The sequence below is a fragment of the Bacillus cereus group sp. MYBKT111-2 genome (genome assembly GCF_051915205.1).
In the GTDB taxonomy this organism is placed as follows: Bacteria; Bacillota; Bacilli; order Bacillales; family Bacillaceae_G; genus Bacillus_A; species Bacillus_A paranthracis.
The window spans coordinates 184,228-198,534 of record NZ_JBQAEG010000007.1; the positions used below are offsets into that span (position 1 = coordinate 184,228).

Genomic DNA, 14,307 nt, shown 5'->3' on the forward strand with positions numbered 1-14,307 from the left:
TATTCGACATTCGAAACAAAGGGGATATGAATGATGAGAATTATCTTGTATACAGGTAAAGGCGGCGTAGGAAAAACTAGCATTTCAGCAGCAACAGCAATTCAAAGTGCGAAACAAGGATTAAAAACTTTAGTAATGAGCACAGATCCTGCTCATAGTTTAGGAGATTCATTTGGTATAAAGCTATCTTCTGAGCCATTAGAAGTTCGTAAAAATTTGTGGGCACAAGAAATTAATACGATTTATGAGATGGAAAAAGGCTGGGGAAAATTACAGAAATATATTACACTACTCTTCACTTCCAAAGCAGCCGATGATATTACAACAGAAGAATTAACGATGTTTCCTGGTATGGAAGATTTAATTAGCTTACTTCGCGTGCTCGATTATTATAAACAAAACACATATGACGTTATTATCATTGATTGTGCTCCAACAGGAGAAACATTAGCAATGCTCAGCTTTCCAGACATGCTCGGCTGGTGGATGGAAAAACTCTTTCCTATTAAAAGAAAAGTTTTAAAAGTTGTTCGCCCTGTAGCTCAACCACTTCTTGGTGTCCCCCTGCCAACCGATGATATTATGGACGAATTAACAAATACACTTGAACAGCTCGGAGAAATGAGGGATATTTTATCAAACCGAGACGTAACGAGTATCCGCATCGTTGTAAATCCCGAAAAAATGGTTATTAAAGAGGCTCAGCGTAGCTTTACGTATTTAAATCTATACGATTATAACGTAGATGCCATTATGATCAATCGTGTCATTCCTAACACTGTCACCGATCCTTATTTTCAAGCATGGAAAGATACCCAAAAGAAATATAAAACATTAATTCAAGATAGTTTTGATCCACTTCCTATTTACGAAGCTCCAATGTTTGAACAAGAAGTTGTTGGTTTACCTATGTTAGAACGTGTAGGAGATGCTTTATTTAAAACGGATCATTGTCCTACTGAAGTAAAATTTAACGGTCGCACTCAATATGTAAAAAAAGATGGCGATGAATATATTTTCGTTCTGTCCATTCCCTTCTCTAACAAAAGTGAACTTGCATTAAATCAAAAAGGCGATGAGCTTATCATTCGTGCTGGTTCTGTTAAGCGGAACATCACATTACCCAAAACGTTAACACATCTTTCTATTCAAGGAGCAAAATTCGAAGATGATGTACTAAACATTCGATTTGGAGGTGTCGTACATGCATGAAGAACTACTAAGGAAAGTCATCCGTACAAAAATAAAAGTAGGTATGCATATATTAGAAGAGTTACCTGCCCCAATCCAGCAATCAGCTAAGCAAATGCTAAATATTTTACAAGAGGAACTATCTTCTTATGCTCCCGAACAACCACAACATAATAGCAATTTAAAAAGTATTGTAATTGAATAATTATATCCTTGTAGAAGGCCTTTTCCTATAGGCTTTCTACACCTTTATTGGAGCTGATGTAAATTGATAAAAACATTTTCTGTAAGACACTTTACTCCTCTTACAATCTGGCTAATTTCCTTTTTATTTTTCATTCATAACCTTGAAGAATCTTTCCAAATGCCACAATATCTTGCTAATCAATTTTCAATTACTTTTATAACTAGTCAACAATTTTCCATTGCGATCTCTATATTGACTCTCTTTGTTTTACTTATCGTCTTTCTATATCAACTAAACATCTTGCCTTCTATATACTGGATTATTTTTATACAAGGGGCAATTTTCTTCAACTCTGTTCAACATATTATTTTGTTTTTCATTTACCGTTCCTATAACCCTGGCGTAATATCCGCAGTTTTCATTGCCATCTTTTCTATTTTCTTTTTTTTATCCCAAAAACACTTAATTCATAAAAATAAATTCTTAATTACACTCGCTTTCAGCTTATTTTCTTATCCTATTATAATTTGGATTACCTTACTATTCGCTAGCTACTTTCATTCATAAAAAAGACCAGGAAAACTCCTGGTCCATTACTCTACTTAACAAACATTGGATTCTATGTTATACAGAATTGGAAGGTACAGAATTAGGGTTGTTTTGTTTGTTAAGTAGATTATATGTTGAACGAACTAACAGCGGAGGGGTTCCTTCTGTTAGTCCATTAAACCCAATCATTATTTTACGATTTTTTCAAGCTCATCAAGTGAAAGATCTACTGAAATCGAACCATCATTTGTTTCTTTCTTAATTGCATCTGTTACTTCTTTTGAATGATATAATTCAATTACTTTTTTCAGTGTTGGATCATCTTTATCTTTCGTACGAGCTGCGAAAATATTAATATATGGCTTCGCATTTTCATTCTTTGGATCTTCTAAGAAAATTGGATCCTTCGCTGGATCTAATCCCGCTTGACCAGCAACACCGTTATTAATAACTGAAGCTGCTACATCTTTTAATACACGAGGTGTTTGCTGTGCGATAACCGGTGTAATTTTTAACTTCTTCGGATTTTCAGCAATGCCGCTTGGATCTCCAAATAGACCAAAGTCTTTTTTAAGCTTTAATAACCCAGCTGCATCAAGAAGTTTTAATGCACGTGCTTGGTTCGTTGGGTCATTTGGAATCGCAATTTCTGAACCATCTGGAATTTCATTTGCTTTCTTATGTTTTTCAGAGTATAAACCCATTGGTGCAATTTGCGTTGTACCAACAGCTGTAATATCTAGCTTATGCTCCTTTTTAAATTGCTCTAAGAAAGCAATATGCTGGAATGAATTTAATTCAATATCTCCATCAGCTAACGCTTTATTTGGCGTTGTGTAATCAGAGAACTCAACCAGTTTAATTTTAATTCCTTCTTTTTCAGCTTTCCTCTTCAAAATTTCCCAAGCGTCTCCATCCGTTCCAGTTACACCGACGCGAACTACTTTTTCTTTCGCTCCTGCCCCTGTGTCTCCACTTGAGCAGCCGCTTAATGCTGAAACCCCTACAATCGCTGATAATGCAAATGCTAAAATTTTCTTCATTTCCTTTTCCCCGCTTCCTTTTTATGATCTGCGTAAAAAGACTTTCGCAAAGTAGTTTCCTAAGTTTTGAGCTAACTGTACAAGAATGATAAGTAAAACGACCGTTACGAACATAACTGATGTATCAAAACGTTGATAACCATATGTCATTGCTAAATCACCAAGACCGCCGCCACCGACAAGCCCAGCAACCGCAGAAAATTCAATTAAACCAACTGTCATAAATGTAACACCTAAAATTAATGGCGCTAACGCTTCTGGCACAAGGATTTCAAAGACAATTCTAAATGGTGAAGCACCCATTGCTTGTGCTGCTTCAATTACCCCTTTCGGAACAGAAACAAGATTTGTTTCAACCATTCTAGCAATACCGATTGATGCAACTAACGTCATTGGAAAAATTGCTGCCGCCGTTCCGATTGTCGTTCCGATAACACTTCTTGTTAGCGGGCTTAAAGCTACTAAGAAGATGATGAACGGAACCGGACGAATTGTATTAATGATGATATTAAGAATAGAAAAGACCCATTTATTTTCTAAAAAGTTTCCTTTTCTCGTTACATATAAAAGTAAACCTAGAGGTATACCGAGAATTGTAGCGAATATAAGGGTTACAATTACCATTAAGAGGGTATCCCCCGTCGCATCTAGTATGCGCGGCCAAAATATACTCCAATCAACTCGCATGAGCTTCTACCTCCTTCAGCTGCACTTGCAGTCTTAGATGTTGTAATGCTTTTTGAATTTCCCTCTGTTCGCCTTGCAATTCTACAAGAAGATTTCCAAATAGCACATTTTGAAGTTCAATAATATTTCCGTACAGTACATTTACATCAACATTATAGTTTTTTGCAATATATGATAGTACCGGCTGTCCTGTCTCCTCACCAGTAAATGTTAGGCGATAAATCTGACCACCATTTTGAATTTTCGCTAAAACACTTTCCGGTAAATGATCATTTATAACTGAGCGTACAAAGTTTTGAGTCGTCTTTGTTTTCGGTTGCGTGAAAACATCAAACAGTTTTCCTTCTTCTATAACTTTTCCTTTCTCCATTACAGCTACACGGTGACAAATTTCTTTCACAACATGCATTTCATGTGTAATGAGAAGAATTGTTAAATTGTATTCTCGATTTACTTTCTTTAATAAGTTTAGAATTTCTGTCGTTGTTTCTGGATCTAAAGCTGATGTTGCCTCATCACATATAAGAATATCTGGTGATGTTGCGAGTGCTCTAGCGATACCTACACGCTGCTTTTGTCCGCCTGATAGCTGCTCTGGATAATTGTTTGCCTTATCTTCTAACCCTACAAACTTCAGCAGTTCATTTACTCTTTCTTTTATCTCATTCTTTGGTACTTTCGCTAACTTTAATGGATAAGCAATATTCCCAAACACTGTTCTTGAATTAAATAAATTAAAGCTTTGAAAAATCATCCCGATTCTTTGTCTTAGCTTCCGTAATTCTTTCGTCGATAATGATGTAATATCTTTATCATCTATCGAAATCGTTCCTGACGTTGGTCTCTCTAACATGTTTACTAGGCGTAATAACGTACTCTTTCCAGCTCCACTAAAACCGATAATGCCAAAAATTTCGCCTTTTTCAACGGATAACGTTACATCCTCCACCGCATGAACAGATTGCCCACCTGATTCATATACTTTACTTACATTGTTAAAAGAAATCATTTTTTCCCCTCCTATATGCTGTAAAAACTTGAAGTAGAGCTTTCGAGGTAAAATAAAAAGTGCTCTCCTTCTTATCAACCATAAAGATAAGAAGGAGAGCACTTATATGTACTCGTTCACATCTTCTCATCTTCCAAGCCCTTATAGGCTTGCTGGAGTTAGCACGGTATTATAAAACCCGTTGCTGAGGTATCGTAGGGCCAGTCCCTCCACCTCTCTGGATAAGAATGTATCGATTTAATTGTCGTTTAATTAATTCTCATTATAGAACTCAGAATAATAAGAGTCAATACATTTTTTAGAAAAATATTAATTATTTCTTTATTAAAATTTTCAGATGAAAAATCATGAGAAAATAGCAAATTTAAAGGTTATGTAAAATTCCCTTCTCGCATATTTTTAAAAGGATAATCTTCTCTACTAATTGAATAACATTATTTGAATATGAAACTTGGAGGCAGATAAATATATGAAAACAGCTCTTTTACTCGTTGATATTCAAAATGATTATTTTCCACATGGAAAAATGGAATTGCGTAATCCAGTAGAAGCAAGTGCATATGCTAGTCAGCTACTAAAACTCTTTAGAACGAAAAACGAACCTATTTTTCATATCCAACACGTAGCAATAAAAGATGACGCTACTTTTTTCCTGCCCAATACAGAAGGTGTGCATATTCATGAAAGCGTACGTCCACTTAGAGAAGAAAACTTTGTACTCAAACATTATCCAAATAGTTTTCGCGAAACCGACCTTCTAGAACAATTACAACGTTTAAACATTGAGCACCTCGTCATATGCGGGATGATGACTCATATGTGTATTGATGCTACCGTAAGAGCTGCTTTTGATTTCGGCTTGCAATGTACCGTTATACATGATGCTTGTGCTACAAAAGATCTTTCTTTTAAGAATGCTACTATACCAGCCGTTTATATTCATAACACAATTTTGGCTAGTTTAAATGGCGTATATGCAAATGTAATGAGTACAGCGGAGTTTGTAGCTACAAAAAAACACTCCCTTCAGTGAGCAAAACCGAAAGGAGTGTTTCTTGTCAAACCATAGATTTTCTTTCAAATTGTATTATACAGGAAATCCTTAAAATGAATACTAAAAAATGTGACTAATAAGTCAACTTTTCTCGTTGCTTTGTTTCTATTTACATGTTTATCCCGATATGAATAGGGTTTAGCTAGTTCCACTTACTAAATAGTAATATTTGGTAAGTGTTTTAAATTCAAATTGACTAGTCTCTCCTATTATTTATCTGTTTGTTTTTGCTTCTTTTTCAAATACTCCGCACGCAAATTTTCAATTTGCTGCTTTTTATCAAATTTGGCAGGCGTCTGTTTTTCATGAAACTTTGCCACAGCTACCTGACTCTTGTAATCCAATTGATATTTTCCCACTTTGTTCACCTACTTTTCTTATCTTGAAAGAGAATTTATTCAACCAATATAATATACCTTATTTTACTTAAGTACACCTTATATTAATTTTTCTACTGATATGTATCTTAATCCACATATAAAAAATTTTTCAAAAAAAGAGATCTTCGCAGACTGCGAAGATCTCTTCTACTATTTCTTATAAAGTTTCAGAAGTAGTTTTTGCTTGCATGTGAAGTGCTAAGTAATCAGGGCCACCAGCTTTAGAGTCTGTACCAGACATGTTAAAGCCACCGAATGGTTGGTAACCTACAATTGCACCAGTACATCCACGGTTGAAGTATAAGTTACCTACGTGGAAGTCTTCACGTGCTTTTTCAATATGGTCACGGTTGTTAGAGATAACTGCTCCTGTTAAACCGTATTCTGTATTGTTTGCAATTGCAAGTGCATGGTCAAAGTCTTTTGCTTTACAGAATGCTACTACTGGTCCGAAGATTTCTTCTTTCATTAGGCGAGCATCTTCTGCAACGTCAGCAACGATTGTTGGTTGGATGAACCAGCCTTTAGAATCGTCTCCTTCGCCACCTGCTAAAATTCTACCTTCTTCTTTACCAATTGCAACATAGCTCATTACTTTATCAAATGCAGCTTGGTCATTAACAGGACCCATGTTTGTACCTAATACAGCTGGGTTAGCAACTGTTAATTCTTTCGTTAATTCAACAGCACGATTTAATACGTGATCGTATACATCTTCGTGGATTACTGCACGAGAACATGCAGAACATTTTTGTCCTGAGAATCCGAATGCTGATGCAACGATAGATTTAGCTGCTAATTCAAGATCTGCTTCTTTATCAACAACGATTGTATCTTTACCGCCCATTTCAGCGATAACGCGTTTTAACCAAATTTGGCCTGGGTTTACTTTCGCTGCGCGCTCATAAATACGGATACCTACATCACGAGATCCAGTGAAGCTAATGAAACGTGTACGAGGGTGATCTACTAAGTAGTCACCAACTTCAGAACCATTACCTGGTACGAAGTTTACTACGCCAGCTGGTAAGCCAGCTTCTTCTAATACTTCCATGAATTTCGCTGCTACTACAGGAGTTGTACTAGCTGGTTTTAGTAATACTGTGTTACCAGAAACTAAAGCAGCTGTTGTCATACCTGCCATAATCGCGAATGGGAAGTTCCAAGGAGAAATGATAACACCTACTCCTAATGGAATGTAAGAGAAACGATTATATTCAATTGGACGGCTTTCTACTGGAATACCGTCTTTTAATTTTAACATTTGACGACCATAATATTCCATAAAGTCGATTGCTTCTGCTGTATCAGCATCTGCCTCATTCCATGGTTTACCTGCTTCTTTTACAAGAATAGCAGAGAATTCATGTTTTCTACGACGAACGATCGCTGCAGCACGGAATAAAATGTCTGCACGCATTTCTGGCTTTGATTTTCTCCAAGTTTGGAATGTTTCATCCGCTACTTGCATTGCTTTTTCAGCTAACTCACGGCTTGCTTTTGAAACACGACCAACAAGTTCCTCTTTATTTGCAGGGTTTACAGAAACAATTTTGTCTTCTGTAGTGATTTTTTCTCCCCCAATAATTAATGGATAGTCTTGCCCAAGATAAGATTCTACTTTCTTTAAACCTTCTTCAAACGCTAATTTGTTAGCCTCCACTGAAAAATCTGTAAATGGCTCATGTTTGTATGCTACTACCATTATTTTTAGCCTCCCCTTAGAAAAACGTTTACATTTTACAACATTATTCTACACGATAATTTAGATTTATTCAAATATTCCTAGACTTATATTTTAAAAATTAATTAATTTTTAAAATATAATAAAAAAACAGAGTTATACAAATGTATAACTCTACAAAATATGAGTATATTCCAAAACGTTTTTGCTAATCAATAAAATAGTTACTAACAAAAATAAAGTCCTTACATATCCAACACCTTTTTGAACTGCAAACTTCGATCCAAAATAAGCGCCAAAAATCATCGATAACCCCATAATAATACCGTATTCAAAATGAATTACGTCTAAAAATAAAAAAGTGATTAATGATACGATATTACTAACAAAGTTCAAAAGTTTTCCAGATGCTGCCGCTTGAATAAAATCCAAACCAATTAATAAAAATGCAAAAATTAAAAAGGATCCTGTCCCTGGTCCAAAAAATCCATCGTAAAACCCTATCATTAAAATAACAAAGAAAAATATTAATGTTTTTCTTTTCGTCATCTTCTTATAGGTAGATACACTTCCCCAATCCTTTTTCGCAATAATATAAATAGCAATAAATACCAACATTACAAGCACTAACGGACGTAAAATATCTGGAGGAATAAACTTTACTACTAAAGCACCTGCTACTGCTCCTATAATAGTTAACGGGATTAACTTTCCTACAATTTTAAAATCGACCTTTCCCGATCGAATAAAGTAAATCGCACTCGTAAACGTCCCCATCGTTGCAGCTAATTTATTCGTTGCAATTGCCGAAGCTGGCGGTAAACCAACAAACATAAGTGCCGGAAGCGAAATTAACCCTCCACCGCCAACAACTGAATCAATAAAAGCTGCTAAAAAACCGAATGCGATTAATAAAATAATGACTTGAAAACTTAATTCGTCCATGCGCTTTACCCCTTACCCCATTATTTATAACATTTTAAATTATAACAAAATTACCCAAGAAAAAAAGCCGTTCCATAAAGGAACGGCCCTTCTATTTAATCTAAAATTTTCACATACGGCTCATCTTGCTTCGCCTCACGTATAATAATCGCTTCTGGACGTTCTACAGATTTAATCGTTACTTGTACTTTCATATAATTCGGGAAGTATTCCATAACAAGCCCGGCTACATATTGTGTAAAGCCAATTATTTCTGCTTTCCCATTAAACTGGACAGGAATATCAAGCTTTATTTCTCTTAATTCATCGTCTCTATACATACCAGTACCGATAACAGCTGTATAGTCACCTTGGAAATAATCGCTTAATTTTGCCTTGAAGTTTGATACTCTCGCCAAGTCCTCACGTTTATTATCTGTTTTCGCTTGTTCAGATGGGAACAAATAATATTTCTCATTAATTTGTTTCCAATCCTCAACCGTTTCACTACCTTTTTCGACATTCGCATAAGAAACAAAGTTACCTGGCACGAGCGAAGACTTCGGAGCCTGACGATAAATTGCAAATGTTATCGGAAGGTTTTTTGTCTCAGGATCTTGTTGATGCATAACTTTCAAGATTTCTGGCACCATTTTTTTCCCTTCAGCTAACATCTTTTCATTCGAAATTGCAGCCTCACGCGGGTACCCATGCTCTTCCTCATAATAATGAACCGAATTCATTGCTAATCCAACTACAATGCCACTACGCTCATCTTTTTCGCCTTTGTTCACATAATAATCATGCTCTAAAATATTTGAAATATATATTGGATTTTTTTTATTTTTCACTTCTAATGATTCGGATCCTGTACCTAATGCAGGATTTAACCCTATGTTCGGGAATTTAACCGCATCTTTTTTTAATGTATCTTCTAGTTCCTTTTGTTCTGCATCTGTACGTTTTCTTTTAACAAGCATCTGTATATACTGAGTAGTTAGGGATTTTCCGCCTTTGAAAACATTATCTTTCGTACTAAATGATTCTTTCGCAATACGCATTAATCCTGTTTCAAATTCATCTATATCAAGACGATTACTTACTCCTTGCACAACTAAGCCACGTGCGTTTCCTCCCACAAATGGAATAGTCGTCTTATAATATTCATCCGAAATAGAGTAATTCGGGACGATTGCTTGCTCTTTTGCTTTCCCCGATTTCTCAACCACTTTTTCATCTTTATCGGCACCTGCACTACACCCACTTACAAGTAGGCCAAGGCTTAATACCGCTAATGCTATTTTTTTCATGGTAAGTTTGCACCTCTTACTTATTTAGCTCTTGTAAGAACCTCTCTTCATTCCAAACCTCGACATTATGTTTCTCCGCTTGTGCTAATTTCGAACCTGCCGCTTCACCTGCAACAACTAAATCTGTACTTTTACTAACACTTCCTGTTACTTTTCCACCTAATGCCTCAATCTTTTTCTTCGCTTCACTACGTCCCATAACTTCTAATTTCCCTGTTAAAACGACAGTTTTTCCTGCGAAGTACGACTCAACGTTTTGTAAATCAGCAATTTTCATGCCTTTATATGTCATGTTCACGCCGTATTCTTTAAATTGTTGTAATAACTCTAATACGTCTTCATTATCGAAATACGTTACTACGGATTGAGCCATTTTTTCACCAATTTCATTAATTGCTTTTAGTTCTTCTTCCGTTGCCTTCACAAGCGCATCCATCGTTTCGAAATGCTCTGCAAATGTACGTGCCGCTTTCGCTCCAACATGGCGAATACCAAGACCGAATAATAATCGCTCTAATGAGTTTTCTTTAGAATTCTCAATTGCTTGTACTAAATTCGTTGCTGATTTTTCTCCAAATCGTTCTAGCTGTAATAATTGCTCTTTCGTCAACGAATATAAATCAGCAAATGTACGAATATAATCTGCCTCAAAGAGTTGTGTAATGACACGTTCTCCAAGTCCATCAATATTCATTGCATTTCTTGAAACGAAATGGATTAACCCTTCTCGAATTTGAGCAGGACAAGTTGGATTTATACAACGAAGTGCTACCTCTTCTTCTAAACGAACTAGTTCACTCTCACATGCTGGGCAATGCGTTGGCATATGATATTCTTCTTCCTCACCAGTACGCTTATCGAAAATAACATTCACAACTTCAGGAATAATATCTCCAGCCTTCTTCACAACAACGTAGTCACCAATTCGAATATCTTTTTCACGAATTAAATCTTCGTTATGTAAAGAAGCACGACGAACGATCGTACCAGCCACTCGCACTGGCTCTAGCTCTGCAGTCGGTGTTACAACCCCTGTACGACCAACACTTAATTCAATGCCTGTTAATCTTGTTACAACTTCTTCAGCTGGGAATTTATAAGCAATTGCCCATCTTGGACTCTTTGCTGTAGTGCCTAGACTTTCTTGAAGAGCAACATCATCTACTTTTATAACGATCCCGTCAATCTCATAATCAAGATGCGGACGTTTTTCTTGCCATTCTTCTACATAAGCTATAACTTCTTCAATTGTTTCACATGTGCGTCGATTTGGATTTGTTTTGAATCCAAGTTCACCTAAGAAATCAAGCGATTCACTATGTGATAGGATTGTTTTTTCTTCTACATTCGCAAGACCGTATACAAACATAGATAAGTTACGCTTCGCTGCAATTTTCGGATCAAGTTGGCGGATTGAACCTGCTGCCGCATTACGCGGATTCGCAAATACATCTTCACCATTTTGCTCTTTTTCTTCATTTAACTTAACGAATGAACGCTTCGGCATATAAGCTTCGCCTCGTGCCTCTAACGTTACTTCTTCATTTAAACGAAGCGGGATTGCTTTAATCGTTTTTAAATTTTGAGTAATATCTTCACCTGTTACACCATCACCACGTGTTGCCCCTTGAATGAAGCGTCCTTTTTCATAATGAAGTGAAACAGCAAGTCCGTCAATTTTTAATTCGCATATATATCTTACATTCGCATCATCAATTCCTTGACGTACTCGTCGGTCAAAATCACGTAAATCTCCTTCGTTAAATGCATTTCCTAAACTTAACATCGGTGACTTGTGTGTTACTTTTTCAAATATATCAAGAACCGTTCCCCCAACGCGAACGGAGGGAGAATCTTCACTCATAAACTCTGGGTTCTCTGCTTCTAATTTTATAAGCTCCTGCATATTACGGTCATACTCCGCATCAGAAACAGAAGGATTGTCTAATACGTGATATTGATAGTTAAATGTATTTAACAAATCACGTAGTTCTTCTATACGTTTTTTTGCTATCTCTTTTGACATATCCTCATTCCTTTCCTATTGTTTCGTCACAGGTGCAAATTTTGCTAACAAACGTTTAACACCAATTGGGCTTGGGAACGCAATATCTAATTCTTTTGCATCACCTTCACCTTTTACACTTACAACTGTACCGATTCCCCATTTTTGGTGGGAAGCTTTATCGCCTACTGCCCAGCCGATTTGTTCGCCGCCTGTCGTCTTAGCTGCAGGACGCGCGAAAGCTGAGCGAGAACGTGTTGTAGTTGTCGTTTTACTGCTACTTGCCACTCTTCCTTTTGCACCAAACGAAGTTTCACGCTTCGGCGCTGTTTCATTTAATGATTCCACTAGTTCTGTCGGGATTTCTGTAATAAATCGAGATGCGGCATTCATACTTGTTCTACCAAATAAAGTACGCATTTGTGCATTAGATAAATACAACTCTTCTTCTGCACGAGTAATACCTACATAAGCAAGACGACGCTCTTCTTGCATTTCATCTTCTTCCATTAGAGAACGAGTATGCGGGAATATTCCTTCCTCTAGACCAACAATAAAGACAACTGGGAATTCTAATCCTTTCGCTGAGTGCATCGTCATTAAAATAACTTCCTCACCAGCAGTTGGGTCTTCATCTACACGATCAATATCTGCAACAAGTGCTAAGTCTGTTAAGAATGCAACAAGACTCTTATCTTCGCTTTGAGATTCAAATGTTTGCGTAACAGATAAAAACTCATCTAGGTTCTCTAGACGACCTTCTGCTTCTAACGTACGCTCATTTTTCAACATATCGCGATAACCTGTTTTCTCAATAACTTCTTCTACCAATTCTGTAACAGATAAATACTCTTGCATATTTACCCAGTTGTGTAATAAACCTGCGAATTCCTTTACTGCCTTTGTAACCTTTGCACTTACTCCAACATGCTCAATCTCATCGAATACAGCTGTTAATGAAATTCCATTTTGTACACCGTAATTAATAATTTTGTCGATAGAAGTCGCACCAATTCCACGCTTTGGCACGTTAATAATACGTGCGAAACTAATCTCATCATCTGGATTACCGATTAAACGTAAGTACGCCAAAATATCTTTAATCTCTTTACGGTCGTAGAACTTCGTACCCCCGACAATTTTGTACGGAATGTTAGATTTAAGGAAAATCTCCTCGACCATACGAGACTGAGCATTCGTACGATATAACACTGCAAAATCAGTATATTTTCGTTTTCCCATTTGAATATCGTCACGAATTTTTTTCGCAACAAAATACGCTTCGTCTTTTTCCGTTGCAGCACGATAGTACGAGATTTTGCTTCCAACTTCATTATCAGTCCATAACTTCTTCGGTTTACGATTCGTATTTTTTTCAATAACAGCATTCGCTGCATTTAAAATATTTTGTGATGAACGATAGTTTTGTTCTAACAAAATAACTTGCGCATTCTCATAGTCTTTTTCGAATGACAAAATGTTGGAAATGTCCGCACCACGCCAGCGATAAATTGACTGATCTGAGTCACCTACAACACATAAATTTTTAAAACGTGCTGCTAAATGTTTAACAAGAAGGTACTGCGCTTTGTTCGTATCTTGATACTCATCCACGTGAATATACTGGAATTTGCGCTGATAAAACTCTAGTACTTCTGGAACACGTTCAAATAGTTGAATCGTCGTCATAATTAAATCATCAAAGTCTAATGAGTTATTTTTCAAAAGACGTTTTTGATATTCTGTATATACATCGCTCGTTAATTTTTCATACGGATCAGCAATTGTAATTTTCTTCGCATATTTATCCGCAGATAACAATTCATTTTTCGCATTACTAATACCAGCTAAAATAGAGCGCGGCTCAAATTTCTTCGGATCAATATTGCGCTCTTTCATAATTTTTTTGACTACAGTTAACTGATCACCTGAATCTAAAATTGTAAAGTTACGATTAATACCAATGCGATCGATATCACGTCGTAAAATACGTACACACATAGAGTGGAACGTAGAAATCCAAATATCTTCAGCTTCTGGTCCGACAAGTGTATCAATACGCTCGCGCATTTCACGAGCGGCTTTATTTGTAAAGGTAATAGCTAGTACATTCCATGGTGCTACTCCTTTTTCACCAAGTAAATACGCAATACGATGTGTTAACACACGTGTTTTACCACTGCCTGCGCCTGCCATTAATAGAAGTGGTCCGTTCGTTGTTTGTACTGCTTTTTGTTGCTGCGGATTTAAACCATTTAATAATCTATCTGTCATACTCATATAT

General features: G+C 36.4%; 13 protein-coding genes and 1 riboswitch. Of the genes, 4 read left to right on the plus strand and 9 right to left on the minus strand.

Annotated elements, in window-relative coordinates; genetic code table 11:
- Positions 1–30 precede the first annotated feature (30 nt).
- The 3 genes from ACTFNE_RS20195 to ACTFNE_RS20205 all read left to right on the plus strand — a co-directional run bounded on the left by ACTFNE_RS20195 (position 31) and on the right by ACTFNE_RS20205 (position 1,945).
- Positions 31–1,212 (plus strand): ArsA family ATPase, encoded by a 1,182-nt coding sequence (locus ACTFNE_RS20195; protein WP_073543755.1) that lies wholly within the window; start codon positions 31–33, stop codon positions 1,210–1,212.
- Positions 1,205–1,396 carry a DUF3926 domain-containing protein gene (locus ACTFNE_RS20200; RefSeq protein ID WP_046199392.1) on the plus strand — a complete coding sequence of 64 codons (192 nt, stop codon included), beginning with the start codon at positions 1,205–1,207 and terminating at the stop codon, positions 1,394–1,396. Before ACTFNE_RS20195 ends, ACTFNE_RS20200 begins: the two co-directional genes overlap by 8 nt.
- A gap of 63 nt (positions 1,397–1,459) precedes the next feature.
- Complete coding sequence (locus ACTFNE_RS20205) at positions 1,460–1,945, plus strand: HXXEE domain-containing protein (RefSeq protein WP_270705143.1); 486 nt, start codon at positions 1,460–1,462, stop codon at positions 1,943–1,945.
- 170 nt (positions 1,946–2,115) lie between these two features.
- Here the strand turns inward: ACTFNE_RS20205 and ACTFNE_RS20210 are convergent, their stop codons facing one another.
- The 3 genes from ACTFNE_RS20210 to ACTFNE_RS20220 are packed head-to-tail and all read right to left on the minus strand — an operon-like array spanning position 2,116 to position 4,666.
- A complete protein-coding gene (locus ACTFNE_RS20210; RefSeq protein ID WP_000721603.1) occupies positions 2,116–2,970 on the minus strand; it encodes a MetQ/NlpA family ABC transporter substrate-binding protein in 855 nt (284 codons plus the stop codon).
- Between the two features lie 21 nt (positions 2,971–2,991).
- The gene (locus tag ACTFNE_RS20215) at positions 2,992–3,657 is read right to left on the minus strand and encodes a methionine ABC transporter permease (protein WP_046199393.1); all 666 of its coding nucleotides are present in this window, start codon (positions 3,655–3,657) and stop codon (positions 2,992–2,994) included.
- Entirely contained in the window at positions 3,647–4,666 is a 1,020-nt protein-coding gene (locus ACTFNE_RS20220) for a methionine ABC transporter ATP-binding protein (RefSeq protein WP_046199394.1), read from the minus strand. The genes ACTFNE_RS20215 and ACTFNE_RS20220 overlap by 11 nt, the downstream gene beginning before the upstream one ends.
- A 123-nt stretch (positions 4,667–4,789) precedes the next feature.
- Positions 4,790–4,894, minus strand: a riboswitch (SAM riboswitch).
- A 241-nt stretch (positions 4,895–5,135) separates the two neighbouring features.
- Between ACTFNE_RS20220 and ACTFNE_RS20225 the strand changes: the two genes are divergently transcribed.
- A complete protein-coding gene (locus ACTFNE_RS20225; protein WP_046199395.1) occupies positions 5,136–5,699 on the plus strand; it encodes a cysteine hydrolase family protein in 564 nt (187 codons plus the stop codon).
- 230 nt (positions 5,700–5,929) lie between these two features.
- Here ACTFNE_RS20225 and ACTFNE_RS20230 read toward each other — a convergent pair whose 3' ends face one another.
- The 6 genes from ACTFNE_RS20230 to pcrA all read right to left on the minus strand — a co-directional run bounded on the left by ACTFNE_RS20230 (position 5,930) and on the right by pcrA (position 14,303).
- The gene (locus tag ACTFNE_RS20230) at positions 5,930–6,079 is read right to left on the minus strand and encodes a hypothetical protein (protein ID WP_000521652.1); all 150 of its coding nucleotides are present in this window, start codon (positions 6,077–6,079) and stop codon (positions 5,930–5,932) included.
- Between the two features lie 178 nt (positions 6,080–6,257).
- The gene (gene pruA / locus ACTFNE_RS20235; RefSeq protein ID WP_000259550.1) at positions 6,258–7,805 is read right to left on the minus strand and encodes an L-glutamate gamma-semialdehyde dehydrogenase; all 1,548 of its coding nucleotides are present in this window, start codon (positions 7,803–7,805) and stop codon (positions 6,258–6,260) included.
- Between the two features lie 153 nt (positions 7,806–7,958).
- Positions 7,959–8,729: a TSUP family transporter gene (locus ACTFNE_RS20240; RefSeq protein WP_046199396.1), complete on the minus strand. Its 771-nt coding sequence runs from the start codon at positions 8,727–8,729 to the stop codon at positions 7,959–7,961.
- Positions 8,730–8,824: 95 nt separating this feature from the next.
- Positions 8,825–10,018: a CamS family sex pheromone protein gene (locus ACTFNE_RS20245; RefSeq protein WP_000717043.1), complete on the minus strand. Its 1,194-nt coding sequence runs from the start codon at positions 10,016–10,018 to the stop codon at positions 8,825–8,827.
- 16 nt (positions 10,019–10,034) lie between these two features.
- On the minus strand, positions 10,035–12,044 hold the full coding sequence (ligA, locus tag ACTFNE_RS20250) for an NAD-dependent DNA ligase LigA (RefSeq protein ID WP_000031440.1): 2,010 nt from the start codon (positions 12,042–12,044) through the stop codon (positions 10,035–10,037).
- Positions 12,045–12,059: 15 nt separating this feature from the next.
- Complete coding sequence (gene pcrA / locus ACTFNE_RS20255; RefSeq protein ID WP_046199401.1) at positions 12,060–14,303, minus strand: DNA helicase PcrA; 2,244 nt, start codon at positions 14,301–14,303, stop codon at positions 12,060–12,062.
- Between the last annotated feature and the right edge of the window lie 4 nt (positions 14,304–14,307).